Raw genomic sequence first — 25,265 nt, 5'->3', positions numbered from 1 at the left:
AACATTGGCAGGCTTATAGTCGGTCCGTTTTTCAACCCGCACGAGGCGACCATGGCCGACTTCCGTACCGAGCACGACAGCATGGGTGAGTTGAAGGTGCCTTCCAAGGCGCTGTATGGCGCGCAGACCCAGCGCGCGATCGACAACTTCCCGATCTCCGGCCTGCATCTGCCGCGGGCCTTCATCCGCGCCCTTGGCCTGATCAAGGCCGCGGCGGCCGAAGCCAATCTCACACTGGGGCATTTGAAGAAAGGCCAGGCGGCCGCCATCCGCAAGGCAGCGCTGGCGGTGGCCGAAGGGCAGCACGACGACCAGTTCCCGATCGACGTGTTCCAGACCGGCTCCGGCACCAGCACCAATATGAACGCCAACGAGGTGATTGCGCATCTTGCGGCGAAGGCCGGCGGCAAGGTGCATCCGAACGACCACGTGAACTACGGGCAAAGCTCCAACGACGTGATCCCCACCGCCATCCACGTCAGCGCCACGCTCACCGCGCACGGACAACTGCTGCCGGCGCTCAAGCACCTCAAGCGCGTCATCGACAGCCGTGCCAAAGAGCTGCGCAATGTGCCCAAGACTGGTCGCACGCACTTGATGGATGCCATGCCGGTGACCTTCGGGCAGGAACTGTCGGGATGGTCGGCACAGATCGATTCGGCGATCGAGCGCATCGGCGACAGCTTGAAACGCATGCGGCAATTGCCATTGGGCGGCACGGCGGTGGGTACCGGCATCAATGCCGATCCGAAATTCGGGCCCGAGGTGGCGCGCGAACTGAAGAAGCTTACCGATGTGCGTTTTGACCCGGCGGCCAACTATTTCGAAGGCATGGCGGGGCAGGATGCCGCGGTGGAGCTTTCCGGCCAGCTCAAGACGCTGGCGGTGGCCTTAATGAAGATCGCCAACGACCTGCGCTGGATGAACTCCGGCCCCTTGGCCGGCCTGGGCGAAATCGAACTGCCGGCGCTGCAGCCCGGCTCATCAATCATGCCGGGCAAGGTGAACCCGGTGATTCCGGAGGCGACCGCCATGGTGGCGGCGCAGGTCATCGGCAATGATGCGGCGATGACCGTGGCCGGTCAGTCCGGTAATTTCCAGCTCAACGTGATGCTGCCGTTGATCGCCTACAACCTGCTGCAGTCGATCCATATTCTTGCGAACGTCTCGCGCCTGCTGGCCGATAAGGCGATCGAGGGTTTCCGCGTGAGCACCGAGCGCGTGAACCAGGCGCTGGCGATGAATCCGATCCTCGTCACCGCCTTGAATCCGGTGATCGGCTACGAGAAGGGCGCGGCCATTGCCAAGCAGGCTTACAAGGAGAAGCGTCCCATCATGGACGTGGCGCTGGAGCAGTCGGGCTTGCCGAAGGACGAGCTGAAGAAACTGCTCGATCCACGTGCGCTGACCAAAGGCGGTATACATGGCGGCGGAGGCGGAGGAGGGTGAGGCTGCGATGTAGGCTGGGATGAAATCCCAGCATCGCGCGGACGCAGACTTGGCGATGCTGGGTTTAGCAACCCAGCCTACGATTGCCATTCCAGCCTGCGCTGCGGACGCATCACTGTGTTCAGTGCGTCATCGGTTCAATCTTTTTCGCAATCGGCACGGCTCTTGGTGACAATCTTGGCGTAGGGCTTGAACGCCGGCAGTTGCGTGGCCAGTTGGTCTTGCACGTCCTTGATGTCCGCCTGGTCCTGGCACATCTTCTTGCCGAGTGCCTTCAACTGCTCGCCACCGGATTCCACGTCCTTGTTCTTTTCGGCCTTCGACTTGCCGTCGATCGAGTCCTTGATGGACTTCATGCCCATGCCTGCACCGACTTTGCCCATGGCCAGGCCGGTTTGATGCACGTCCATGACTTGCTGGACGTAGAGCATCAGCAGGCCGTGCTGCGGAGTTGTGACGGACACGGCCTTGCCGTCGACCAGCAGCGTTCCATCGGCGTCGATCTGTGCATCGGGTGCGCCATCGGCGTGCAAGGTGACGATATTGTCCTTGAGCGTGATGCCACCATTCGCCAGGTTGGTATCGGGTGAGTTGCAGGCGCTGATGAGTGCGCACAGTGCAAGCAGCGTGATCGTCCGTGCATGGTTCATAGTTCGTCCCCTCACAAGTTCTATGGTCTGAAAAGCATGGCTCGCCATGTAGCCGTCAAGCCGGCGGTGTCAGCCGCGCAAATTCAAGCGAGTCATGCCTTCGTGCATTCGTCGGCATGTTTTTCGCGGAAGATATCCCCGTACGGCTTGAAGGCGGGCATTTGCGCGATGAGCTGGGCTTGAACGCTGGCGAGGTTGACCTCGTCCTGGCACATTTTTACCGACATTTGATGCACCTGCGACTCCACGCTTTCTTCGAGCTTTTGCTCTGCATCCGAGCCAGGCTTTTTGACAAAGGCGTTCTTGGCCGCGGTTACCCCCGCTTTCATGCCGTTGGCCTGGTCGCGGATATCCGTCACGCTTTGGTAGTAGAGCACCAGCAGGCCGCGTTGCGCCGGAGAGAGCGACGCGGCTTTGCCGTCGATGAAGAAGTCGCCCGAAGATCCGATCGTCGCCTCGGGCACGTTGTCGACATCTAGTGTCAGCACGTTGCCCTCCAATGAGATCCTGCCGTTCTCGCCCCGGTAGGTGAAGTCTCGCGGCTCGCATGCGGCGAGTAGCGTGCACAAGGCCAGCAGCAAGATCGTCCCTTGGTACTTCATCGTGTGCTCCCCTTAATGGCGGCGAGTGTGCGACTTTAGCTGTCATCGCGCCAGCGGCGAAGCCAGGTGGCTCCAGCTAGCATGGCAACCCCTGTCGCCGCGCCTAACCACATTTCGCCCGAAGCCAGCGCAGAATAATTGCGAAGTAGGTCCAGGTGCTGGAACATTTCGTCACCTTGCGATCCTGTATGAATCGGGTCGACAAAGGGGGTCCAGTTGCCGGGCGTTACCGCGAACAACACTCTGGCCGTGATGTGCGAAAAGAACCACTGCGCGTCCAGGCCCGGCATGCCGAGCAGGTGCAGCCACCACACAGCAAACGTAGTTGCCAAGGGAATGATGAAGGCCCACAGAAATGGCTTGCTGCGCGCCCAGGCTGAGCAGAGCATCAACCATCCGATCGTGGGCAGTGCACACAGCGCGTACAGCGGAATCAGGCCGATAATATTCGTGACTAATCTGACCGGGTGTGCGTCGGCCAGTCCGGCCGATATGCTCAGTCCATGAAAGGAGGCTACGCAGGCCGCGATCAGAACCAACGCAATTCCCGTGATCGCCCCGAGGACTGCGGCAATGGCAGGGGCAATGAAGATCGCGCTTGCGACTTTGGATGTTACCGTCTTCCAGTTCGCGATCGGCAACGACTGCCAAAATAGGATGCTCTTGTCCTTGCGGTCATCGTAGAGGGACCCCAGGCAATAGAAGAATATGACTATAGCCATGATTCCCACGATGGCGACTACCGAACTGCACATCATGTAATCAAGAAACTTGCCGAAATCCTTGGTCGCGCCCGTATCGACGTGATTGGAGAAATCCCAATCGCCCGTATGGAATACATTGTTGTGAAGTCCAAACACTTCCAAGGCGGTGATCGTCAATACGGTCATGAGCAGAAAAATGCCGCCCGTGATTATCGGAGCCCAAAAAAAGCCGCCACGATGTTCCCAGAATTCGCGCTTGGCCAACCAGTACAAGGTTTTCATGCGTAGGTCCCCTTCATGGTGGCGACGAACAGGTCACTGACCGAGGGCCGGCGGATTTCGCCCAGCGCCTTGAGCTGTGCCTGGTCCACGCCGTCGAACAGGAAAATGCTCTTGCCGAACACCTGGCGCTCATCCAGCGGCTTGAGCTGGCGCGCCGTGGCGGCCATGTCCGCGCTCACCATCACTTCGGCGAAGCGTTCGCCCATGGCATCCATATCGGTGTTGAGCACGATCCTGCCGTCGCGGATGAACATCAGGTCGGTGAGGATGTGTTCGATTTCCTCGACCTGGTGCGTGGTGACGATGATCGTCTTGTTCTCGTCGAAGTAGTCCTCCAGCAGGTTCTGGTAGAACTGCTTGCGGTAGAGGATGTCCAGGCCCAGCGTGGGCTCGTCCAGCACCAGCAGCTTGGCGTCGATCGCCATCACCAGGGCCAGATGCAATTGCACGATCATGCCCTTGGACATCTGCCGCACGCGCTGGCCGGGGGTGAGCTTGGTGCGCGCAAGAAAGCTCTCGCACTTGGCGCGGTTGAAGCGCGGATGGATGTTGGCGACGAAATCGATCGCCTCGCTTACGCGGATCCAGCGCGGAAGCACGGCGACGTCGGCGATGAAGCACACTTCCTCCATCAGCCGGTCTCGTTGGGTGCGCGGATCCAGGCCCAGCACATTGAGCTGGCCCTGGAAATCGGTAAGGCCCAGGACCGCCTTGAGCGCGGTCGTCTTGCCGGCGCCGTTCGGGCCGATCAGGCCCACGATGCGTCCAGCTGGGATCTGGAAGCTTACGTTGTCCAGCGCAAGCGTGTTCTTGTAGCGCTTGCTTACATCCTTGGCGGTGACGACCGCGTTCATGGTTGATTCTCCGTGTCCTTCGGCGCTTCGCGCAGCAGGGTTTTCAGGTCCAGCCCCAGGCGCTGCAAGCGTGCGTACAGCGCCGGCCATTCTTCGCGCAGAAAGCGCTCGCGTTCGGATTTGAGCAGCGCATCGCGCGCTCCGTCGGTGACGAACATGCCCAGCCCCCTCCTTTTCTCCACTAGTTGGTCATCGACCAGTTCCTGGTACGCCTTGGAAACCGTCAGCGGATTGATCTGAAAGTCCGCTGCCACCTGGCGTACTGACGGCAGCGGGTCGCCCTCGTTCAAGGCGCCGTCCAGGATCATCGCCACTACGCGTTCGCGTAGCTGGCGATAGATCGGGACGCTGTCGTTCCAGGTGATGGCCATGGATTTATTCCTTGCTGATGCCGGTGAACTTGGTGGAGCCAAACGAATAGTAGGGCATGGCCAGCTGCGCACCGAGCAGGCTGGCCGAGCTTTCGGCGCTGCTGGCGATGGGCGAGTTGGCGATCGTCAGGCTGGCTTCGCTCAGCATCGAGGCGGCACGCCTGTCCTCGGCGGTGGGGTGCACCTCGACGCCGGGCAGGGTGAAGACTTTCGCGCCGCCGTTCGAGGCGGGGATGCTTGGGGTATTGGGACTGACTGCGATCAGGCCGACCGTGGTGAACAGAACCGCGGCAGTGATGGCGATCGGATTCGGCGCTTTCATGACTGCTCTCCTTTGGTGCTCTCGTGGACCGGTGTTGTAGTGAACTATAACACTATTCGGATATCGATCAAGCATGGCTTGCCATGACTGATGGCCTAGGGGTGGGACAGGCCCTTTCAGGGGCCAGGAAAGCATGCGCCGCCGCCAGTCGGGACCGGCAGCGGCGGGCGTCAGGCGTCGTTCCTGACAGATATCACGCCCAAGGCGGGTGGTAGCCGGCTCCGGCCATTTGGAACCGGTGCAGGCCAATTGAAGGTCCTGCCCTGCGTGCAGGTCCCAGTCGGCTAAAATCGCGGATTGACTTAAAGGAGCACGACGCTATGTGGTATGCCATCATCGGCACGGACCATCCTGGATCGCTGGAACGCCGCTTGGCCGTGCGTCCGGCCCATCTGGCGCGCCTGGAGCAGCTACAGGCAGAAGGGCGCCTCCTGCTGGCGGGGCCATTTCCCGCCATCGATGCCGAGCAGCCCGGCCCGGCCGGCTTCAGCGGCAGCCTGATCGTGGCCGAATTCGCTTCGCTGGCCGAGGCGGAGCAATGGGCCGAGGCCGATCCCTATGTCGGCGCCGGCGTGTACGCCAGCGTAAGCGTCAAGCCGTTCCGCAAGGTGCTGCCGGCATGACGCTGGCAATGGTCGAGGAAATCCGCCAGCGTCTGACCACGGCGCTGCAGCCGGTCGAGTTGGACGTGGTGGACGAGGGCTACAAGCACGCAGGCCACGCCAACGAGGGCAAAGGGCACTTCCACGTGCGTATCGTGAGCGCGGCTTTCGCTGGGCAGTTGCCGATCAAGCGGCACCGGCTGGTCTACGCGGCGCTGGGCGAGTTGATGGATCACGGCATTCACGCGCTGTCGATCGACGCCAAATCGCCCGATTGATCGAGCCATTGATCAGGCGTCTACCGTTGCACTGCGGGCCGCCTGCCGGTCCGTCACGCATTGCGGCGCTGTCCTGCGTTTGGCACAGTGACCCATCGCCCGCGCCAGCGGGCCATCACCTTTCGAGCTTTTGAATCTGCATGCGCCTAACCACGATCAAACTCGCCGGGTTCAAGTCCTTCGTCGACCCGACCACCTTGCACCTGCCTACCAATATGACCGGTGTGGTGGGCCCCAATGGCTGCGGCAAGTCCAACATCATTGACGCCATCCGCTGGGTGATGGGCGAAAGCGCGGCCAGCCGCCTGCGTGGCGACTCGCTGACCGATGTGATCTTCTCCGGTTCCAATGCGCGCAAGCCGGTGGGGCAGGCGAGCGTCGAGCTGATCTTCGACAATTCCGACGGCACCATTCAGGGCGAGTATGGCCAATACGCCGAGATCTCGGTGAAGCGCCAGGTGACGCGTGACGGGCAGTCGGCATACTTTCTCAACGGCGCGCGTTGCCGCCGCCGCGACATCACCGATTTGTTCCTCGGCACGGGCCTGGGGCCGCGCAGCTACTCGATCATCGAGCAGGGCATGATCAGCCAGATCATCGAGGCGCATCCGGAGGAACTGCGCACGCATCTGGAAGAAGCCGCCGGCATCTCCAAGTACAAGGAGCGACGCAAGGAAACCGAGAGCCGCATCAAGGCCACGCGCGAGAACCTCGACCGCGTGCGCGATGTGCGGGACGAGGTGGACAAGCAGCTTGAGCACCTGAACCGCCAAGCGCGTGCGGCCGAGCGCTGGAAAGCCTACAAGGAAGAGCAGACGCGCAAGGAAGCCGAGTTGCGCGCACTGGAATATCGTGGCCTCAAGAGTCAGCGCGACGGCGAGGGGCAGGGGCTTTCCGCCGCGGAAATCGAAATCGAGAAGCGGCTGGCCGAACAGCGCCAGATCGAGTCGCAGATCGAAAGCGTACGCGAGCGCCACGTCGAATCCAGCGAGCATTTGAACGCCGTGCAAGCGGAGGTCTACAAGGTCGGCTCGGAAATCGCCCGAGTCGAGCAGCAGGTCAAGTACAACAAGGAAACCGCCGAACGCCTGCAGCGCGCGCAGCAAGATGCCGAACGCGAGCATGCCGAACTGGCTGCGCATATCGCGACGGATCGCGGACAGGTGGAGACTTTGCGCATGGCGCTGGCGGAAGGTGAGCCCAAGCTGGAAGCCTTGCAGCAAATGCAGGACGACACTTCCGAGACGCTGCGCCAGACCGAAACCAAGCTGGCGGACTGGCAACAGCGCTGGGACGCCTACACGCGCACTGCCGGCGAAGCCAGTCGCGCCGCCGAAGTGGAGCGCACCAAGCTAGCCTATCTCGACCGCCAGGCGGTGGACCTGTCCAAGCGCAAGGACGTGCTGGAAGCCGAGCAGAAGGCTACCGACGTCGTTGCGCTGGATGCCGCGTCCGAGCAATTGCACTCGGAACACGATACGCAACGCGAACGCGTCGAATCGCTCGGTGGCATGCTTGACCAGCACAAGCTGGCGTACGAGAAGGTACTCGACGAAGAGCGCCAGGTGCAGGGCGCGCTCAACGATGCGCGTCAGCAATTGCAGACCGCGCGCGGCCGCCTGGCTTCGTTGGAAGCTCTGCAGCACGCCGCACTCGGGCAGGAAGAAAGCGCCGCCAGCACCTGGCTGGCGCAGTTTGGCCTGGACAAGAAGCGTCGCCTCGGCGAAGTGCTGCAGGTGGAGGCTGGCTGGGAAACGGCGGTGGAAACCGTGTTTGCCGGCTTTATCGACAGCGTGCTGGTCGACGGTGCGCATGATCTGGCCAAGGAATTCCATGCACTGAGCAATGCCGACGTTGCATTGCTCGATGCGGCCGAAGGCGGCGCAGCCACTGCCGGCACTCTGGCCGCGCACGTGCGTGGTCCGGCTGCGGCCATGACCATCCTGGGCCATGTGCTCGTCGCCGAGAGCATCGAGGAAGCGCATCAGCGAGTTTCCGGCCTTGCCGCGTTGGCGCCCTATCAGTCGGTGATTACGCGCACGGGCGAATGGCTGGGGCCGGGCTGGGCCAGTGTGCGCCGCGCGCAAGGCAACCAACTGGGCGTGTTGGCGCGCGAGCGGGAGATCCGCATGCTCACCGAACAAGTCGAATCGCTGGAGGCGCGCATCGAGGAAGCCGGCGCGCGCCTCGATGCTTTGCGCACCAGCAAGTTCGAAGCCGAACGCGCCCGGGATGATGCCCAGCGCGAGCTCTACAACGCGCACCGTCGCCAGTCGGAATTGGCCGGCCAGTTGCAAAGCCACCGCGGCAAGGTGGAAACCGCGCGGGCGCGGGCGGAAAAGGTTGCCGGCGAACTGTCGGCGCTGCTCGATCAGATGGAGGAGTTGCAGGCGCAGACGCGCGAAGCGCGCGCACGCCTGGACGAGTCCGTCAACAACATGGGCGATCTGGAAGACCAGCGCCGCGAACTCGAGAATGAACGGCGGGCCTTGCTGGAAGCGCGCGAAGAAGCACGCATGAATGCGCGGGAAGCCGCCGACCAGGCGCACGCGCTAGCCCTCAGCATGGAATCGAAACGCTCCTCGCTCGCCTCGCTGGAGCAGGCACTGGGGCGCATGGACAGCCAGATCCGCCAGATCGAAGCACGCCGCGGCGAAATTACCGAACAATTGGCCGCCGGTTCCGATCCCATTGCCGAGCTGGAGGCCGAGCGCCAAACCTACCTCGACCAGCGCTTGCTGGTCGACAAGCAGTTGGTGGAAGCGCGCCGAGCGCTGGAGGATTGTGACATCGCCTTGCGCAAGCTGGAGCAGCAGCGCTACAACCTGGAGCAGGAGCTGTCCGGTTTGCGCGAAAGCCTGTCGGAAAAGAAGCTTGCTGCGCAGGCCTTGCAGATGCGCGCCGAACAGCTGGCCGACGCGATCACTGCCTCGGGCCTCGATCTGGAAACATTGCTCGCCGAACTGGCCCAGGACGTCGATGCGACACAGTGGCGCCAGCAGCTCGCCGACCTTGCGCAGAAGATTGCACGCCTGGAGCCGGTGAACTTGGCGGCGATCCAGGAGCACGCCGAACAGAGCGAGCGCAAGACCTATCTGGACAACCAGCTCACCGATCTCACCAGCGCGATGGAAACGCTGGAAAACGCGATCAAGAAGATCGACCGCGAAACGCGCCAGCGCTTCAAGGAGACCTTCGATCGAGTGAATGCAGGTGTGCAGGAGCTGTTTCCCCGCTTGTTCGGCGGCGGCCACGCTTATCTCGAACTGACCGGCGACGACCTGCTCAGCACCGGCGTTTCCATCATGGCGCGCCCGCCCGGCAAGCGGGTGTCCAACATCATGCTGCTGTCCGGTGGGGAGAAGGCGCTGACTGCGGTATCGCTGGTGTTCGCGATCTTTGCACTCAATCCTGCACCCTTCTGTCTGTTGGACGAAGTGGACGCCCCGCTTGACGAAGCGAACGTCGGCCGCTTCTCCAACATGGTGCGCGAGATGAGCGAAAAGGTGCAGTTCATCTTCGTCTCGCACAACAAGGCCACCATGGAAGCGGCCAGCCAGCTGTGTGGCGTTACCATGCGCGAACCGGGCGTTTCCCGACTCGTGCAGGTCGATCTTGCCGAGGCCAGCAAACTGGTCGGTGCTGCCTGAGGTTGAGGCCGCTTAAAGTTAAGGATGTTCATCATGCTTGGATCCGAATTGGCTATTGCGTGGAACCCCTGGGTCGGCATTCCGCTGGCGATCGCCGGTGTCATCGTGCTGCTGCTGGTATGGCTGTTCGGCGAACCGAAGCGGGAGCAGGGCAAGCGGCGTCTCGTGGCCGAGCCGGGCACCGAGCGGCGCGAACCTACCCTGGGCGAGCCGGCTGAAGAGGGCGAGGCGTCCGTTGGCGGTTCGCCGGATCACATGGATCCCTTGTTCAGGGAAGCCGAGCCGCACCAGGGCGAGCTGGATGTAAACCTGCGCGCCGAGCTGGAGAAGCTGGGTGCCACACTGGCCGATCAACGGCATGAGGCCGCGCACAACCCCAATCCGACCGGGCAGTCCGCTGCCATCGTGGAAATGTTGCGTTCGCCGTCGCAGCCGGAAATGGTGCGCGCGGCAACGCCAGTTGAGCAGGCGCCGATCGCCACACCCTCGCCCACGCCAGTACAGGCGCCTGCATCGGCATCCGTGTCGGCGGCAGCTCCGCGTGTTCCGCCGCGTTCGGATTTAGGCAGGCGTCCTACGCAAATGCCGGTGGAACGCATCGTCAGCCTGTTCGTGATGGCGCGCGAAGGTCACGCCTTCAACGGCGCGGATTTGATCGTCGCCGCAGAAAAGGCCGGTCTGGAATACGGCGACATGGGCATCTACCACCGCCTGGTGGATGGCCGGCGCGAAGCGGGGCCGATCTTCAGCGTGGCCAATATGCTCAAGCCCGGCAGTTTCGATCTGACCCGGCTCGATACCTTGCGTACGCCAGGCCTGAGCTTCTTCATGACGCTACCGGGGCCTGTCACGGCACTGGACGCGTGGGATGCGATGTTGCCCACCGCGCAACGCCTAGCCGAATTGCTCGATGGCCAGGTGCTGGATGAAGAGCGCAACGCCTTGGGGCGCCAGCGCATTGCGCACATTCGCGATGAACTGCGCGGGTGGGATCGCGAGCATGACGGTGGTGAAATCCGGTTTGGCCGTTGAGCCGGCACCACGCAGGCAGAAAAGATCGCTCGATGGCTGGTCGGCGCGGATGGATTTTGTTTAGCGCGGAAGGCAAAAAAAGAGCGCCCGGTTCAGGGCGCTCACCAGGGAGGGGATGGCGGGGGAGCCGCTCTATCAGGCGGCTTTGCTGGCCAGGGAGCCGATGGAGTGGCGAGCCGTGGCGATGGCCTTCACCTTGTGTTCGGCGCTCAGGTTCACGCCTTCGGCGCGGATGAACTGGAGATCGTCGATGCCGATGAAGCCGAGTACGGCGCGCAGATAGTTTTCCTGGAAATCCAGGCCGGCGGCCGGGCCGGTGCTATACACGCCGCCACGGCTGGAAGCGATGATCACGCGCTTGCCGCCCGCCAGTCCTTCCGGGCCTGCCTCGGTATAGCGAAACGTCTTGCCAGCCACCACGATCCGGTCGATCCAGGCCTTCAGCTGGCTGGGAATGCCGAAGTTGTACATGGGGGCACCGATCACCAGGATGTCGGCCTCCAGGAACTCATCCATCACCGCCTGCCCGAGCTGGGCTGCGCTGCTTTGGGCATCCATCACCGGCGTCCAGTGCGGCAGGGGATGCGCACTCAGGTCGCGGTAAGTGATCTGCAGCGAGGGGTATTCGCGGGCGAGTTGATCGACGACCGCCGCGCTCAGTTCGCGCGAGACGGAGTGCGAGCCCAGTGAGCTGGCGTCAAGATGCAAAAGTTTCATGGTGGTATCTCCACATCCAATGTCGGGCGGGCCGACGTTGGAATTAAAGATAGATCCGGAACAAACTACCGATAAGATAGGGCTTTCGGAACTTATCGTTCCTCAAGGGAAACGACGATGAATGCACTGCCAGGCGCCATGCAGGACCTGAACGACCTGTACTTCTTCGCCTCCGTGGTCGATCAGGGGGGCTTTTCGGCCGCAGGGCGTGCCTTGGGGGTGCCCAAGTCCCGCTTAAGCAAGCGCATCGCGCAGTTGGAGGAGCGTCTGGGCGTGCGGCTGTTGCAGCGGACCACGCGGCGCTTCGTGGTCACTGAGGTGGGCGAGCGCTTCTACGGCCACTGCCGCGCGGTGCTAGAAGAGGCGCGGGCCGCGCAGGACGCCGTGGACGAACTACGGGCCGAGCCGCGTGGCGTAGTCAGGTTGAGCTGTCCGGTGTCGCTCACGCAGACGGTGCTTGCCCATCTGCTGCCGGAATTCATGGCGATGTACCCGAAACTGCAGGTGCGGGTGCTCTCGAACGACCGCCGCGTGGATCTCATCAACGAAGGCTACGATCTGGCCATTCGAGTGCGGAACCGGCTCGATACCGATGCCAACATGATCCTGCGCAGCTTCGGCCAGTCGCGTGTGTTGCCGATCGCGAGCCCTTCCTTGCTCAAGACCTATGGCCGCCCTTCGCATCCCAGCGATCTGGCACGCCTGCCGGTCGTATCCATGCATGAACATGAAGGCCCGCAAATATGGGAGCTGAGCGACATCAAGGGCGAGCGGGTGAGTGTGGAAGTCCAGGCGCGCCTCATCACCGGTGATTTCGCGATGTTGCTGGAAGCGGCGCGTGCCGGCATAGGCGTGGCGCTTTTGCCCGAATTCGTTTGTGCCCCGGCCATCCTCCGCGGGGATGTCGAGGCCTTGCTCCCGGATTGGAGCGCGCCGGAGGGCGTGATGCATTTCGTTTATCCAAGCCGTCGCGGCATGTTGCCTGGTGTGCGAGCCCTGGTGGATTTTTTTGCGGAGCGTCTGCCGGAGGCGACGCGCCTGAGTCACGAGAGGTGCAAGACCCGGCCGCTCAACGACCTGAATGCATCGAAACAAGCATCCCCTTAAGGAAGCCCTGATCTATTGCGCGCACCCGGCCTCCTGGACGTCACCCTGCAATTAAAATTTAGAATGTTGGAGCCGCACGCTTTGGGGCGGCAGCGGGTGCGCGTCGGGCGGAGTGTAGGCTGGGATGATAATCCCAGCTTTGCATGCGACATCCCGATGCTGGGATTGCCATCCCAGCCTACACTCCGCCTGCCATGCATGCAGTGCGGTTCGTGGAATGGATCAGGGCATCCTTAAAGCCATGCTAGTCTTCGCGTTTAGCCATCCATACCCTTGCCCATGACCATCGAAACCAAGCTTCCGAAAGTCGGCACCACCATTTTCAGCGTGATGAGTCATCTAGCCTTGCAGCACAAGGCGGTAAATCTCGGCCAGGGGTTTCCCGATTTTGAGCCGCCTGAGGCGCTGCGCGACGCATTGAGTCGGGCCATGGCCGATGGCCTCAACCAATATGCACCGGGCATTGGCACGGCCGCGCTGCGCGAACAGATTGCGCTGAAGACCGGGCGGCTGTACGGGCATGAAGTCAGTCCGGATAGCGATGTCACGGTAACGTCCGGCGCTACCGAGGCACTGTTCGCCGCCATCGCCGCGGTCGTGCGCGCTGGCGAGGAAGTGATCGTATTCGATCCGGCGTATGACTCCTATGAGCCTGCAATTGAGTTGCAAGGCGCTCGTGCAGTGCATATCCCGCTTGCCGTACCGAGCTTTTCGATCGACTGGCAGCGCGTGCGCGACGCAATCACCCCCCGCACGCGCATGATACTGATCAACAGCCCGCACAATCCTTCCGGTGCGGTGCTGTCGGCGCAGGATCTCGACGAGCTGGCGGCCATCGTGCGCGATACGCCGATCGTCGTGCTGTCCGACGAAGTGTACGAACACATCGTCTACGACGGCGCCGAACATCAGAGCGTGCTGCGTCATCCGGAACTGGCTGCGCGCAGCATCGTGGTGTCCAGCTTTGGCAAGACCTACCACTGCACCGGCTGGAAAGTGGGGTACGCGGTGGCGCCGGCGAAGCTTTCCGCGGAATTCCGCAAGGTGCACCAATACCTCACGTTCTGCACCTTTCATCCGGCACAGGTGGCGTTTGCCCAATTCCTGGCCAGCACGCCCGAGCATTACCTGGAATTGCCGGCGTTCTATCAGGCCAAGCGCGACCGCTTCCGCCAGCTGCTGGCGCCGTCGCGGCTGAAATTGCTGGACGTGCCTGGCGGCTATTTCCAGTTGGTCGACTATTCGGCCATTCGCAACGAGGGCGACGTCGCATTCTGCGAATGGCTGGTAAAGGAAGGTGGCGTGGCAGCCATCCCGTTGACTCCGTTCTATGAAAAAGCGCCGGGTACGCACCTGCTGCGACTTTGTTTCGCCAAAAGCGACGCTACGATGCAGGCCGGTGCGGAGCGTCTATGCAAACTCTGAACGTTTCGCTCGTGCAGGGCGCTACGCGCTGGCACGATGCGCCGGCCAATCGTGAGTACTACGGCGAACTGGTGCGACGCGTAGCAGGGCAAAGCGATCTCGTCGTGCTGCCGGAAACTTTTCTTTCCGGCTTCAGCAATGACACGCGAGTCAGTGCGGAAGGCATGGCAGGGGAGGGCGTGGCCTGGATGCGCGCGCTGGCGGGCGAGGTGAAAGCCGTCGTGACCGGCAGCCTTGCCATCCGTGAGGGCGACAAGGTCTATAACCGCCTGATTTGGGCGCGTCCGGATGGCAGCTACGAGCAGTACGACAAGCGCCACTTGTTCCGCATGGCTGGCGAGCACACGCGCTATGGCGGCGGCTCCCGGCGTCTCATCGTCGAGCTGAACGGCTGGCGCATCCTGCCGCAGGTCTGCTACGACCTGCGTTTTCCGGTGTGGCTGCGCAATCGCCGCCTGGCATCGGCGACAGCTGGCATGGACTACGACCTGGCGCTGTTCGTCGCCAATTGGCCGGCGCCGCGAAGGCAGCCTTGGCGCACGCTGCTGCGGGCGCGCGCGATTGAAAACCTCGCTTACGTGATCGGCGTCAATCGCGTGGGCGTGGACGGCAACGATTTGCCTTACGCGGGAGACAGTGCAGTGATCGATCCGGTGGGCGAGCCGCTGGTCGAACTAGGCCCGCAGGAGCAGGTCGTGACCGTCGCGATGGATCCTGCGGCCTTGCTGCAGCATCGCGAGCGCTTTCCAGCCTGGATGGATGCCGACGAGTTCACGCTCAATGGCGTGTGAGGGGTGGTTGCTACGGCAGAGAATGCTCGGCGTTTCAAAAAAATTTCACAAAGAGTATTGACGGCCGAGCCCTGTACCTGAATAATTCCGCTTCTTGCTTCGGCGGCTTCCGGTTTCGGCAGGTCGCCAGGGTAAAAGGTGTTAAACCACGCGCCCGTAGCTCAGTTGGATAGAGTACCAGGCTACGAACTTGGTGGTCGGGAGTTCGAATCTCTCCGGGCGCGCCATATTTACCAGGCACGGTGTCATTGGCTTCGTGTCTGCATTGCAGGCAGAACATCGTTTGTGATGAAACCGGACGAAGAAGTCCGGCGTGTTCGATACGGATTGACGGGCCCGAGTGTCACCCGTAGCATTTCCAAGCTCAAGTTTGCGAAAGCCGACTTAGGTTTCGAAAAGGATCGGGGTATAGCTCAGCCTGGTAGAGCGCCAGCTTTGGGAGCTGGATGTCGTGGGTTCGAATCCCTCTGCCCCGACCAGCAGGTGTTCTGCTTTTAGTCAAAGCGCCTGTAGCTCAACCGGATAGAGCATCGGCCTTCTAAGCCGACGGTTGCAGGTTCGATTCCTGTCGGGCGCGCCAGCTTCGTGGTTATGGTGGGCGTAGCTCAGTTGGTTAGAGTACCGGATTGTGATTCCGGTTGTCGTGGGTTCGAGTCCCATCGTCCACCCCAATTTAAGCAGTTCTGGGCCGTTAGCTCAGCTGGTAGAGCAGTTGACTCTTAATCAATTGGTCGTAGGTTCAAATCCTACACGGCCCACCAGCTAAAAAAGCACCCGGGGTGTCCCGGGTGCTTTTTTCTTTGCTCGTGTTTTGGCCCACGCTTGCTTCGCGCACGCGTTGATGCTCATTCCATGAGGCACAACGCGCAATGCGTCGTATGTCCGCGTCATCCGGCGAAATGCTTGAAGAACTCGGACGGTCCACTCTTGGCCGGAATGTAGCTGCCCCGCGCTTGTGCTTGGCCGTCGCCGAACCGTAAAATGCCCCTCTTTGGCGCAAGGCAAGCCATCGCCCCAGGTCGCGGCAGGGCAGGCATTCGACGGTCTTTTTCGACCCAAGAAGGGCATTGAGTATCCGCAGCTTGCAATCCGGCGAACGATGCGAAAGTGGCGGAATTGGTAGACGCACTGGATTTAGGTTCCAGCGGGTAACCCCCGTAAGGGTTCGAGTCCCTTCTTTCGCACCATCGGATACCTTGAGCCTGAATTGCGGGCGGGTAACGCCGCCTCGGCGCCGCTACGGGGCCATAACAGGACATTCCAGGAGACGTCATGCAGTTTTCGGTTGAAAACGTCGGCAAGCTCGAGCGCAAGCTCACGGTGAAATTTCCCGCGGAGCGATTTGAGTCGCAAGTCAGCGCGCGCATTGCGGAGATGAGCCGCACGGTGCGCCTGAAGGGCTTTCGCCCGGGCAAGGTGCCAGCCAACGTGATCCAGCAGCGCTTCGGTGCTCAGGTGCGCGGCGAGGTGCTGTCGGACCTGATCGGCAGCACGTTGCGTGAAGCCTTCGAGAAGGAAAATCTGCGCCCCGTCGCCAACCCTTCCATCGATACCACCGGCCAGCCGGAAAATGGCGAAATCGCCTATACGGCCACCTTCGAAGTGATGCCCGAATTCCCCGCAATCGATGTTGCCGCGCTGGAAATCAGCCGCCCGGTGGCCGAAGTCACCGACCCCGACATCGAGAAGATGATCGAAACCCTGCGCCAGCAGCGCCGCAGCTTCAATGAAGTCGAGCGCGCGTCGGCGGAAGGCGATTTCGTGATGTTCGAATACGACGCCGTGGCCGGCGACTACCGCTTCCCGGCCGAAGGCCAGGAGCGCGCCGGTAGCGTGTTGGGCTCCGGCACCTTGTTCAAGGCGCTGGACGGTGCGCTTACCGGCCGCAAGGCGGGTGAGGCGTTCGAAAGCGACATCGAGTTCCCGGTCGACTTCCGCAACCAGGAGCTCGCTGGCAAGTCCGCCAAGGTGAACTTCAAGGTTGTGAAGGTGCAGGAACCGAAGCTGCCGGAAGTGGATGCCGAGTTCATCCAGCTGTTCGGCATCGACGATGGCGACATGAACCATTTCCGCAAAGAAGTGCGCGCCAATCTGGAGCGTGAACTGAAGGCCGCCCTGATGGGCCGCCTGAAGTCCCAGGTGGCGGAGAAACTGGCCCAGGCGCACAGCGACCTGGAGGTGCCCAACCTGATGGTGCAGGGCGAGGCACGGAACCTGGCGGCAGCCAGCGTGCCGCGCGGCCAGCAGCCCCCGCAACAGCTGATCGACGCCGCCGCTCCGGCCGCGCGCTTGCGCGTTATCGCCGGTCTGCTGATGGGTGAGCTCGCCCGCAAGAACGAGCTCAAGCTGGACCGTACGCTTCTGGCCGAGCAGCTCGCCGCCATTGCCTCGACCTACGAGGAGCCGGAAAAGGTCATTGAACTCTACAACGGCGACCCCCAGCTGATGTCGGGGCTGCAGAACCGCGTCATGGAGGATCAGGTAGCCGAGTGGGTGGCCGATCACGCCAAGACCACCGTGCAGAACCTGAGCTTCGATGAGGTGATGCGCCCGGTCGGCGCCTGAGACGATTCGTTCAGGTCCGGCCAGCAAGCCAGGGCGCGGAGAGGGTTTGGCACTTTCCGCGCATCAGGTTCGGTCCACCAATGAACGTGGCGGCACGAATCGGGCACCCACCCGGGTGCGGGATTCGTGGCTGGTTTTCGCTCCGTTTCGCTGGTGGGCGGAATAACCAACCTGCTAGTCTGGTTTGAGCCTACGAATCGATTTCAGTCCCCATACCCGGAGAGCCGCACACATGGCCATGGACCCGATCCAGAACCTCAACCTGGTGCCGATCGTCGTCGAGCAGACCGCTCGTGGCGAACGTTCGTATGACATCTACTCGCGCCTGCTGAAGGAACGGGTGATCTTCCTGGTCGGCGAAGTCAATGACCAGGTGGCCAATCTGCTGGTGGCGCAGATGCTGTTCCTTGAATCGGAAAATCCCGACAAGGACATCCATCTGTACATCAACAGCCCAGGCGGCGCCGTCACCGCCGGCCTGGCGATCTACGACACCATGCAATTCGTCAAGCCCGACGTGAGCACGATGTGCGTCGGACAGGCCTGCAGCGCCGCGTCGCTGCTGCTGATGGCCGGCGCCAAAGGCAAGCGCTATTCGCTGCCCAATTCGCGCGTGATGATTCACCAGCCCTCGGGCGGCGCGCGCGGCCAGGCCACCGATATCGAGATCCAGGCCCAGGAAATCCTGTATTTGCGCCGCCGGCTGAACGATATTTACGTCCAGCACACCGGTCAGGCGCTGGATAGGATCGAACGTGATATGGAGCGTGATCGTTTCATGAGCGCCGAGCAGGCCAAGGAATACGGTCTTATCGACGCCGTCCTGGACCGCCGTGCGGTCGAAACGGTCAAGTCGGCCTGATTTGAAGCCAATTCCATCACATAACCCAAGGTTTCGGGTCCGGGTGCGGACTCGGAACCCTGTGCTATTCTCGACCCGTACCGGGATTTTCTAGCAGGATCAAACGAATGACTGACGAGCGGCAGGGCCGTTCCAACGACAGCGGCAAGATTCTTTACTGCTCCTTCTGCGGCAAGAGTCAGCACGAGGTGCGCAAGCTGATCGCGGGTCCATCCGTGTTCATCTGCGACGAATGCGTGGAACTGTGCAACGACATCATCCGCGAGGAGCTGGAAGAGAAGGCCGCCTCCGGGCGCAGCCAGCTGCCTAAGCCCAAGGAGATCATGGAGACCCTCGACCAGTATGTGGTCGGGCAGACGCGTGCCAAGAAGGCATTGGCCGTCGCGGTCTACAACCACTACAAGCGGATGGAATCGCGCCAGCGCAGCGACGATGTCGAGCTCGGCAAGTCCAATATCCTGCTTATCGGCCCGACCGGTTCGGGCAAGACGCTGCTGGCCGAAACGCTGGCACGCTTGCTCAACGTGCCGTTCACCATCGCCGACGCCACCACGCTGACCGAAGCCGGCTACGTGGGCGAGGACGTGGAAAACATTATCCAAAAGCTGTTGCAGAAGTGCGACTACGACGTGGAGAAGGCGCAGTCGGGCATCGTCTACATCGACGAGATCGACAAGATTTCGCGCAAGAGCGAGAACCCGTCGATCACGCGCGACGTCTCTGGCGAAGGCGTGCAGCAGGCGCTGCTGAAGCTGATCGAAGGCACGCTGGCCTCGGTGCCACCGCAAGGCGGGCGCAAACACCCGCAGCAGGAATTCCTGCAGGTTGATACGAAGAACATCCTGTTCATCTGCGGCGGTGCTTTTGCGGGGCTGGAAAAGGTCATCCAGCAGCGCTCCGAAACCACCGGCATCGGCTTCTCCGCCGAAGTTCGTTCCAAAGAACGTACCGAAAATCTCGGCAAGGTGCTGGCTGAAGTGGAACCGTCGGATCTGGTGCGCTTCGGCCTGATTCCGGAGTTCGTAGGCCGACTTCCGGTCGTGGCGACCCTGGATGAGCTTGACGAAGCCGCGCTGGTGAAGATCCTCACCGAGCCTCGCAACGCGGTCACCAAGCAGTTCCGCAAGTTGTTCGAGATGGAAGGCGTGGAGCTGGAGTTCCGTCCGGAAGCCTTGCAGGCGATTGCGCGCAAAGCGCTCAAGCGCAAGACGGGTGCTCGCGGCCTGCGTACCATTCTCGAGCAGGTCTTGCTGGACACCATGTACGAACTGCCGTCGCTTGAGCACGTCAGCAAAGTAGTGGTCGACGATGCTGTCATCGAAGGGCAGGCAGAGCCGTATCTGATCTATCGTGGAAACCTGCAGCAGCAGGCCCGCATCGGCAGTGAAAAGAGCGGCGACGCGGCCGCCTAATCACAGCCATACGGTGTATGAACGACAGCCTCGGCGGCCTCCGCCGGGGCTGTGTTTTTTCTGTTAGGGCGTCGGCACTTGTGCGCGGATCAAGGCGCCTCCACTTGACGAGTCAATGGCCTCGGCGCAGTGTCGGGGTCGTCAGCCTTGGCGGCGCTGGATGCGCCGGAGGAGTTCGGGAGTACCGGACTGGCTGATGCCGTAAGGATGGCCTGGATGGCCGCTCCAAGGTTTTCACCCTATTTTTCGCGAGAGATCTCCTGCGATGGCAAAAAGTGCCGCAATCCCCACCGCTACTGGCGCCGCCCTGGACGTACTGCCGGTGCTTCCGCTGCGTGACGTGGTCGTATACCCGCACATGGTGATTCCGCTGTTCGTGGGTCGCGACAAATCCATGCGCGCGCTGGAGCGCGCCATGGAGGGCGAGCGCCAAATCCTGCTGGTAGCGCAGAAGAGCCCGGACATCGACGACCCGGCGATCAAGGACCTTCATCAGATCGGCACGCTTGCCGGCGTGCTGCAATTGTTGAAGCTACCCGACGGCACCGTGAAGGTGCTGGTCGAGGGCCAGGCGCGCGTGTCCATTGATCAGTTTGAAGACGAAAGCGGCATGCTGGTCGCGCGTTCGCATGTCATCGAACCCGTATACAGCATCAAGGATCGCGAACTGGATGTGGTCTCGCGCACGCTGGTGTCATTGTTCGAGCAGTTGGTGAAGCAGAGCCGCAAGCTGCCGCCGGAAGTGCTGGCGACGCTCTCGGGCATCGACGACCCTTCGCGCCTGGCGGACTCGATCGCCGCGCACCTTTCCGTGCGCATGGCGGACAAGCAGAAAGTGCTGGAAACGGCCGATGTGGCCCAGCGCCTTGAATTGCTGATCGGCCTTGTCGATGGCGAAATCGATCTGCAGCAGGTGGAAAAGCGCATCCGCGGCCGCGTGAAGTCGCAGATGGAAAAGAGCCAGCGCGAGTACTACCTCAACGAGCAGATGAAGGCGATCCAGAAGGAGCTGGGCGAAAGCGAGGAAGGCCCGAACGAAATCGAGGAGCTGCAGAAGAAAATCGAAGACGCCGGCATGCCCAAGCCGGTGCTGGCCAAGGCCCGGCAGGAATTCGGCAAGCTGCGGCAGATGTCGCCGATGTCGGCCGAGGCCACCGTGGTGCGCAACTATCTGGACTGGTTGATCGGCGTGCCGTGGAAGAAGCGCAGCAAGGTTCGCAAGGATCTCGCGTTGGCGCAGCAGGTGCTGGATGCCGATCACTTCGGCCTGGAGAAGGTGAAGGACCGCATTCTCGAATACCTCGCGGTGCAGCAGCGCGTGAGCAGCATGAAAGGCCCGATCCTGTGCCTCGTCGGCCCGCCTGGCGTGGGCAAGACGTCGCTCGGCCAGTCGATCGCCAAGGCGACCAACCGCAAGTTCGTCCGCATGAGCCTTGGCGGAGTGCGCGACGAAGCGGAAATCCGCGGTCATCGCCGCACCTACATCGGTTCGATGCCGGGCCGCATCGTGCAGAACATGAACAAGGTCGGTAGCAAGAATCCGCTGTTCGTGCTCGACGAAATCGACAAGATGTCGATGGATTTCCGTGGCGATCCGTCGTCGGCGTTGCTGGAAGTGCTTGATCCGGAGCAAAACCACACTTTCAACGATCACTACCTGGAAGTCGATCTGGATCTTTCGGAAGTGATGTGGATTGCCACCGCCAATTCGCTGAACATCCCGGGCCCCTTGCTGGACCGCATGGAAGTCATCCGCATTCCGGGTTACACCGAGGATGAAAAACTGGCGATCGCGCAGAAGTATTTGCTGCCCAAGCAGATCAAGGCCAATGGCCTGAAACCCGAGGAAGTGGCGGTGGCTGAAGAGGCTTTGCGCGACATCGTGCGTTACTACACGCGCGAATCGGGCGTGCGCAATCTCGAGCGCGAGATCTCCAAGATCTGCCGCAAGGTGGTCAAGCAGCTTACCTTGGGTGAGCTCAAGGAAGGAGCGGAGCCGGCCAAGGCGAAGAAATCGGCCAAGGCGGCACCCGGCAAGGTCAAGGTGAATTCCGACAATCTGGAGAAGTATCTCGGGGTGCGTCGCTTTGATTTCGGCCGCAAGGAACTGCAGAACGAAATCGGCCTGGTGACGGGTCTTGCATGGACGCAGGTCGGCGGCGACCTGCTCAGCATCGAAGCATCGATCGTGCCGGGCAAGGGACGCCAGATAAATACCGGCCAGCTCGGCGACGTGATGAAGGAGTCGATCCAAGCGGCGTTGTCGGTGGTGCGCGCGCGTGCCAATCGGCTGGGCATCGATCCGGATTTCCATGAGAAATTCGATCTGCACATCCATGTGCCGGAAGGCGCAACGCCAAAGGATGGGCCGAGTGCGGGCATCGCCATGTGCACGGCCCTGGTGTCGGCGCTGACCAAGGTGCCGGTGCGCTCCGAAGTGGCGATGACCGGTGAAATCACGCTGCGCGGTCGAGTGCTGCCGATCGGTGGCCTGAAGGAAAAATTGCTTGCGGCGCATCGCGGCGGCATTACCACCGTGATCATTCCGGACGAGAACCGCAAGGATCTGGCGGATATCCCGGAGAACATCACCGGGTCGCTGGATATTCATCCGGTGCGCTGGATCGACGAAGTGCTCGATATTGCCCTGGAGCATCCGTTGCGTCCGCTGCCGGCCAAGGAGCCGGCCGAGGCGAGTGCGGCGGCCACCGCCGAAGCCGTGCCGCACGAGGACACTGCGGAGACACCTGCGCGGCCGCACTGAGCTCGATGGGTTCCAAAGCTGTTCTGCGATGGGCGGCACGTGCCACGTGCCGCCCGTTTCACATCGTGACTTAGCACAGCTGGATGACGTTTGCATAGCGTTTGCGCGTGCGTAATCGCGGCTGCTGAACCACCGCAATGCGTTGGTAGCACTTGTATTGCGGACCTTTGGGGGCGCTGGTATAAAGTCTCACCTCATCCTGACGTCTCATCCGATGCACAGCGATGCGGGGCTGCGTGGCAGCTCCCGGCACGAATCGACTCTTTTCCCGCTTTAGTCCGGTCCCAACCTTTCCGTGGGCCGAATACCTGTTTAAGGGAGTAACTCAATGAATAAAACCGAACTGATCAACGCCGTCGCCGAAAAGGCCGAACTGACCAAGGCCGATGCGCAGCGTGCGCTCGAAGCATTCTTCGAGACCGTGCAAAAGGCACTGCAGAGCGGCGATGACGTCGCGGTCGTCGGCTTTGGTACCTTCACCGTACGCAGCCGCGCTGCCCGTACCGGCCGCAATCCGCGTACGAACGAGGAGATCAAGATCGCCGCTTCCAAGGTTGCGGCCTTCAAGGTTGGCAAGACCCTCAAGGACGCCCTAAACTAAGCGGCCCGCTAGGGTGCGGGTGCTTAGCTCAGCGGTAGAGCGTCGCCCTTACAAGGCGAGGGTCGTAGGTTCGATCCCTACAGCACCCACCAGTAACGTGGAGCGGTAGTTCAGTCGGTTAGAATGCTGGCCTGTCACGCCGGAGGTCGCGGGTTCGAGTCCCGTCCGCTCCGCCACGGTTTGCAAGGGCGCCCCGGTGGCGCCCTTGTCGTTTAATCACGCGCGGCGACGCGCAACCATCATCGCGGGAAGAACCCATGCTGCAGTCACTACGCGACAAGATGCAAGGATGGCCGGCCATCATTGTGCTGGGTGTGGCCGTCTTCGCCATGTCGTTCTTCGGTATCGAAGGGTATTTCAACTCGCACGTTGATACCTTCGTGGCCAAGGTCGGCAAGCGCGAAGTCAGTCAGCAGCAATTTCAGGACGCGATCAACCGCCTTCGTCAGCAACAGCGCGCGCAACTGGGCGACCTGTTCGATCCGACGGTGTTCGATAAACCCGAATTCAAGCAGCAGATTCTGGACGAGCTGATCGGCCAGCAATTGATCATGCAGGCTAATGACGACCTCGGTATGCGCGTGTCGGATCAGGCGTTGCGTGACACTATCGCCTCGTCGCCGGCATTCCAGGTCGATGGCAAGTTCAACGCCGATATGTATCGCGCGCAATTGGCCGGCGCTGGTATGACGCCAGAGATGTACCAGGACAACATACGCTCTTCGCTGGAGGGCAGCCTGCTGAGGGATGCCGTCGGCAGCAGCACCATCATCACGCCCGCCGATGTTGATCGCTACCTGGACGTCGCCCAGCAGCGTCGCGACATCCGTTATTTCGTGCTACCACGTCCGACGCCTCAGGACAGCCAGGTTACGGATGCACAAGTGCAGGCGTACTACCAGGCGCACCAGGCGGATTTCATGAATCCGGAGCAGGTGTCGCTGAAATACATCGAAGTGAACGGCGCGGCTTTGAAAGCCGACACGCAGCCTACCGATGAAGATCTGAAGAAGCGTTACCAGGCGGAGATTTCGCGCTTCGGCATGCCGGAAGAGCGCGAGGTCTCGCACATCCTGATCAACGTGCCGAAGAACGCGACGCCTGCCCAGCAGAAGGCAGCGCTGGAGAAGGCTGAAAAGATCGCTTCCGAAGCCACGCCGGCCAACTTCACCAAGCTGGCGCAGCAGGATTCGGACGACCTGGGTTCGAAGTTGCAGGGCGGCGACCTGGGCTGGCTGCAAAAGGGCGTGACCAACGCGGCGTTCGACGCGGCCATGTTTGCGCTACAGAAGGACCAGATCTCCAAGCCGGTTCTTTCCGACGAGGGCTACCACATCATCTATCTGCGCGACGTTCGCAGCGGCCAGACCAAGCCGTTCGAGCAGGTGCGTGACGAGCTTTTGAAAGAGGCTACGTCGGGTGAGCGCGACCGCGTGTACAACGAGACCGCGGGCAAGATGACCGACCTGACTTCGCAAAACCCCGGTTCGCTGGAGCCGGCTGCCCAGGCTTTGCATTTGGAGGTCAAGCAGACGCAGCTGTTCAGCCGCGCCGGCGCGCAGGGCATCGCGGCCAATCCCAAGCTGATCGCTGCCGCGTTCTCTAACGACGTGCTCGCGTCCGGCAACAATTCCACCTTGGTCAACCTCGGCAAAACTGACTCGGTGGTGGTGCGCGTGGACAAGCACGTTCCGGCATCGGTCAAGCCGGTTACGGAAGTTCGCGACACGATCGTGCAGAAGATTCTCGACCAGCGCATTGCCGAGGCTGCACACCAGAAGGCGGACGTGCTGGTACAGCGCCTGAGCAAGGGTGAGGACGTCGTTGCGCTCGCCAAGGCCGAGCACGCCGATTTGCAAACTTCCAACCAAGTGCAGCGTGTACAGCAGGGCGTGCCACAGCCTGTGCTGGCACAGGCCTTCAAGACGCCGCATCCTGGTTCCGACGGCAAGTCGCAGTACGCGAGTGTTGAGCTGGATCATGGCTCATACGCAGTGCTGGCCGTCGACAAGGTCGAGCCGGGCGATCTTTCCAAGTTCCCTGCCGAGGAGCACCAGCAGCTGTATCGCCAGATGGTGCAGGCTTACGGTGGCGCGGAAACCCAGGGTTTCGTCGATATGCTCAAGACGAAGGCCAAGGTCGAAATCGCCAAAGACCGCATGTAATTGCCTCGCCTGTGGCTGAGGTAAAAAGGCGGCTCTTTCAGCCGCCTTTTTCATGGGTTG

21 protein-coding genes and 8 tRNA genes are annotated in these 25,265 nt (G+C 61.7%); 22 read left to right on the top strand and 7 right to left on the bottom strand.

Annotated elements, in window-relative coordinates:
- The first annotated feature begins 51 nt into the window (after positions 1 to 51).
- Positions 52 to 1,449, top strand: coding sequence for a class II fumarate hydratase (locus tag EKH80_RS00520; RefSeq protein WP_126682772.1), 1,398 nt, complete (start codon positions 52 to 54; stop codon positions 1,447 to 1,449).
- 137 nt (positions 1,450 to 1,586) lie between these two features.
- Here the strand turns inward: EKH80_RS00520 and EKH80_RS00515 are convergent, their stop codons facing one another.
- From EKH80_RS00515 to EKH80_RS00490, 6 genes are all read right to left on the bottom strand, one after another.
- A complete protein-coding gene (locus EKH80_RS00515) occupies positions 1,587 to 2,099 on the bottom strand; it encodes a YggN family protein (protein WP_126682771.1) in 513 nt (170 codons plus the stop codon).
- A 92-nt stretch (positions 2,100 to 2,191) separates the two neighbouring features.
- The gene (locus tag EKH80_RS00510; RefSeq protein WP_126682770.1) at positions 2,192 to 2,680 is read right to left on the bottom strand and encodes a hypothetical protein; all 489 of its coding nucleotides are present in this window, start codon (positions 2,678 to 2,680) and stop codon (positions 2,192 to 2,194) included.
- Between the two features lie 56 nt (positions 2,681 to 2,736).
- Complete coding sequence (locus EKH80_RS00505; RefSeq protein WP_126682769.1) at positions 2,737 to 3,687, bottom strand: hypothetical protein; 951 nt, start codon at positions 3,685 to 3,687, stop codon at positions 2,737 to 2,739.
- Positions 3,684 to 4,541: an ABC transporter ATP-binding protein gene (locus EKH80_RS00500; RefSeq protein ID WP_126682768.1), complete on the bottom strand. Its 858-nt coding sequence runs from the start codon at positions 4,539 to 4,541 to the stop codon at positions 3,684 to 3,686. The genes EKH80_RS00505 and EKH80_RS00500 overlap by 4 nt, the downstream gene beginning before the upstream one ends.
- Positions 4,538 to 4,912, bottom strand: a complete 375-nt coding sequence (locus tag EKH80_RS00495; protein ID WP_126682767.1) for a GntR family transcriptional regulator — start codon at positions 4,910 to 4,912, stop codon at positions 4,538 to 4,540. The genes EKH80_RS00500 and EKH80_RS00495 overlap by 4 nt, the downstream gene beginning before the upstream one ends.
- A 4-nt stretch (positions 4,913 to 4,916) precedes the next feature.
- The gene (locus tag EKH80_RS00490; RefSeq protein ID WP_126682766.1) at positions 4,917 to 5,234 is read right to left on the bottom strand and encodes a hypothetical protein; all 318 of its coding nucleotides are present in this window, start codon (positions 5,232 to 5,234) and stop codon (positions 4,917 to 4,919) included.
- Between the two features lie 320 nt (positions 5,235 to 5,554).
- Between EKH80_RS00490 and EKH80_RS00485 the strand changes: the two genes are divergently transcribed.
- The 4 genes from EKH80_RS00485 to zipA all read left to right on the top strand — a co-directional run bounded on the left by EKH80_RS00485 (position 5,555) and on the right by zipA (position 10,796).
- Complete coding sequence (locus tag EKH80_RS00485) at positions 5,555 to 5,857, top strand: YciI family protein (protein ID WP_126682765.1); 303 nt, start codon at positions 5,555 to 5,557, stop codon at positions 5,855 to 5,857.
- Positions 5,858 to 5,859: 2 nt separating this feature from the next.
- Positions 5,860 to 6,114 carry a BolA family protein gene (locus EKH80_RS00480; RefSeq protein WP_196240322.1) on the top strand — a complete coding sequence of 85 codons (255 nt, stop codon included), beginning with the start codon at positions 5,860 to 5,862 and terminating at the stop codon, positions 6,112 to 6,114.
- A gap of 140 nt (positions 6,115 to 6,254) precedes the next feature.
- Positions 6,255 to 9,764 carry a chromosome segregation protein SMC gene (gene smc, locus EKH80_RS00475; protein WP_126682763.1) on the top strand — a complete coding sequence of 1,170 codons (3,510 nt, stop codon included), beginning with the start codon at positions 6,255 to 6,257 and terminating at the stop codon, positions 9,762 to 9,764.
- 30 nt (positions 9,765 to 9,794) lie between these two features.
- Entirely contained in the window at positions 9,795 to 10,796 is a 1,002-nt protein-coding gene (gene zipA / locus EKH80_RS00470; RefSeq protein ID WP_425481128.1) for a cell division protein ZipA, read from the top strand.
- Between the two features lie 135 nt (positions 10,797 to 10,931).
- Here the strand turns inward: zipA and EKH80_RS00465 are convergent, their stop codons facing one another.
- Positions 10,932 to 11,513, bottom strand: a complete 582-nt coding sequence (locus tag EKH80_RS00465) for an FMN-dependent NADH-azoreductase (protein ID WP_126682761.1) — start codon at positions 11,511 to 11,513, stop codon at positions 10,932 to 10,934.
- 117 nt (positions 11,514 to 11,630) lie between these two features.
- Between EKH80_RS00465 and EKH80_RS00460 the strand changes: the two genes are divergently transcribed.
- The 17 genes from EKH80_RS00460 to EKH80_RS00380 all read left to right on the top strand — a co-directional run bounded on the left by EKH80_RS00460 (position 11,631) and on the right by EKH80_RS00380 (position 25,205).
- Complete coding sequence (locus EKH80_RS00460; RefSeq protein WP_126682760.1) at positions 11,631 to 12,620, top strand: LysR substrate-binding domain-containing protein; 990 nt, start codon at positions 11,631 to 11,633, stop codon at positions 12,618 to 12,620.
- A gap of 279 nt (positions 12,621 to 12,899) precedes the next feature.
- Positions 12,900 to 14,045 carry a pyridoxal phosphate-dependent aminotransferase gene (locus tag EKH80_RS00455; RefSeq protein WP_126682759.1) on the top strand — a complete coding sequence of 382 codons (1,146 nt, stop codon included), beginning with the start codon at positions 12,900 to 12,902 and terminating at the stop codon, positions 14,043 to 14,045.
- Positions 14,033 to 14,836 carry an amidohydrolase gene (locus EKH80_RS00450; RefSeq protein WP_126682758.1) on the top strand — a complete coding sequence of 268 codons (804 nt, stop codon included), beginning with the start codon at positions 14,033 to 14,035 and terminating at the stop codon, positions 14,834 to 14,836. The genes EKH80_RS00455 and EKH80_RS00450 overlap by 13 nt, the downstream gene beginning before the upstream one ends.
- A gap of 150 nt (positions 14,837 to 14,986) precedes the next feature.
- A tRNA-Arg gene (locus tag EKH80_RS00445) sits at positions 14,987 to 15,063 on the top strand.
- 175 nt (positions 15,064 to 15,238) lie between these two features.
- Positions 15,239 to 15,315, top strand: a tRNA-Pro gene (locus tag EKH80_RS00440).
- A 24-nt stretch (positions 15,316 to 15,339) separates the two neighbouring features.
- A tRNA-Arg gene (locus tag EKH80_RS00435) sits at positions 15,340 to 15,416 on the top strand.
- Between the two features lie 14 nt (positions 15,417 to 15,430).
- Positions 15,431 to 15,507 (top strand) — tRNA-His (locus EKH80_RS00430).
- A gap of 14 nt (positions 15,508 to 15,521) precedes the next feature.
- Positions 15,522 to 15,597: transfer RNA gene (locus EKH80_RS00425), tRNA-Lys, on the top strand.
- Positions 15,598 to 15,937: 340 nt separating this feature from the next.
- Positions 15,938 to 16,023, top strand: a tRNA-Leu gene (locus EKH80_RS00420).
- Positions 16,024 to 16,108: 85 nt separating this feature from the next.
- Entirely contained in the window at positions 16,109 to 17,401 is a 1,293-nt protein-coding gene (tig, locus tag EKH80_RS00415; RefSeq protein WP_126682757.1) for a trigger factor, read from the top strand.
- A gap of 232 nt (positions 17,402 to 17,633) precedes the next feature.
- On the top strand, positions 17,634 to 18,263 hold the full coding sequence (clpP, locus tag EKH80_RS00410; protein WP_126682756.1) for an ATP-dependent Clp endopeptidase proteolytic subunit ClpP: 630 nt from the start codon (positions 17,634 to 17,636) through the stop codon (positions 18,261 to 18,263).
- Between the two features lie 107 nt (positions 18,264 to 18,370).
- Entirely contained in the window at positions 18,371 to 19,675 is a 1,305-nt protein-coding gene (gene clpX, locus EKH80_RS00405; RefSeq protein ID WP_126682755.1) for an ATP-dependent Clp protease ATP-binding subunit ClpX, read from the top strand.
- A gap of 265 nt (positions 19,676 to 19,940) precedes the next feature.
- A complete protein-coding gene (gene lon, locus EKH80_RS00400; RefSeq protein ID WP_126682754.1) occupies positions 19,941 to 22,439 on the top strand; it encodes an endopeptidase La in 2,499 nt (832 codons plus the stop codon).
- Positions 22,440 to 22,767: 328 nt separating this feature from the next.
- On the top strand, positions 22,768 to 23,040 hold the full coding sequence (locus EKH80_RS00395; protein ID WP_126682753.1) for an HU family DNA-binding protein: 273 nt from the start codon (positions 22,768 to 22,770) through the stop codon (positions 23,038 to 23,040).
- A gap of 17 nt (positions 23,041 to 23,057) precedes the next feature.
- Positions 23,058 to 23,132, top strand: a tRNA-Val gene (locus tag EKH80_RS00390).
- A 7-nt stretch (positions 23,133 to 23,139) separates the two neighbouring features.
- Positions 23,140 to 23,216: transfer RNA gene (locus EKH80_RS00385), tRNA-Asp, on the top strand.
- A gap of 81 nt (positions 23,217 to 23,297) precedes the next feature.
- Entirely contained in the window at positions 23,298 to 25,205 is a 1,908-nt protein-coding gene (locus EKH80_RS00380) for a SurA N-terminal domain-containing protein (protein ID WP_126682752.1), read from the top strand.
- The last annotated feature ends 60 nt before the right edge of the window (positions 25,206 to 25,265 follow it).

The organism is Dyella choica (genome assembly GCF_003977665.1).
In the GTDB taxonomy this organism is placed as follows: domain Bacteria; phylum Pseudomonadota; class Gammaproteobacteria; order Xanthomonadales; family Rhodanobacteraceae; genus Dyella_B; species Dyella_B choica.
This window is presented reverse-complemented; position numbering and strand designations above follow the sequence as displayed.

Coding starts and splice junctions, on each gene's coding strand:
- EKH80_RS00500 (WP_126682768.1), bottom strand. CDS start 4,541: ATGAACGCGGTCGTCACCGCCAAGGATGTAAGCAAGCGCTACAAGAAC.
- EKH80_RS00505 (WP_126682769.1), bottom strand. CDS start 3,687: ATGAAAACCTTGTACTGGTTGGCCAAGCGCGAATTCTGGGAACATCGT.
- EKH80_RS00490 (WP_126682766.1), bottom strand. CDS start 5,234: ATGAAAGCGCCGAATCCGATCGCCATCACTGCCGCGGTTCTGTTCACC.
- tig (WP_126682757.1), top strand. CDS start 16,109: ATGCAGTTTTCGGTTGAAAACGTCGGCAAGCTCGAGCGCAAGCTCACG.
- lon (WP_126682754.1), top strand. CDS start 19,941: ATGGCAAAAAGTGCCGCAATCCCCACCGCTACTGGCGCCGCCCTGGAC.
- EKH80_RS00450 (WP_126682758.1), top strand. CDS start 14,033: ATGCAAACTCTGAACGTTTCGCTCGTGCAGGGCGCTACGCGCTGGCAC.
- EKH80_RS00460 (WP_126682760.1), top strand. CDS start 11,631: ATGAATGCACTGCCAGGCGCCATGCAGGACCTGAACGACCTGTACTTC.
- EKH80_RS00485 (WP_126682765.1), top strand. CDS start 5,555: ATGTGGTATGCCATCATCGGCACGGACCATCCTGGATCGCTGGAACGC.
- EKH80_RS00395 (WP_126682753.1), top strand. CDS start 22,768: ATGAATAAAACCGAACTGATCAACGCCGTCGCCGAAAAGGCCGAACTG.
- EKH80_RS00380 (WP_126682752.1), top strand. CDS start 23,298: ATGCTGCAGTCACTACGCGACAAGATGCAAGGATGGCCGGCCATCATT.
- EKH80_RS00495 (WP_126682767.1), bottom strand. CDS start 4,912: ATGGCCATCACCTGGAACGACAGCGTCCCGATCTATCGCCAGCTACGC.
- clpX (WP_126682755.1), top strand. CDS start 18,371: ATGACTGACGAGCGGCAGGGCCGTTCCAACGACAGCGGCAAGATTCTT.
- clpP (WP_126682756.1), top strand. CDS start 17,634: ATGGCCATGGACCCGATCCAGAACCTCAACCTGGTGCCGATCGTCGTC.
- EKH80_RS00455 (WP_126682759.1), top strand. CDS start 12,900: ATGACCATCGAAACCAAGCTTCCGAAAGTCGGCACCACCATTTTCAGC.
- smc (WP_126682763.1), top strand. CDS start 6,255: ATGCGCCTAACCACGATCAAACTCGCCGGGTTCAAGTCCTTCGTCGAC.
- EKH80_RS00520 (WP_126682772.1), top strand. CDS start 52: ATGGCCGACTTCCGTACCGAGCACGACAGCATGGGTGAGTTGAAGGTG.
- EKH80_RS00465 (WP_126682761.1), bottom strand. CDS start 11,513: ATGAAACTTTTGCATCTTGACGCCAGCTCACTGGGCTCGCACTCCGTC.
- EKH80_RS00515 (WP_126682771.1), bottom strand. CDS start 2,099: ATGAACCATGCACGGACGATCACGCTGCTTGCACTGTGCGCACTCATC.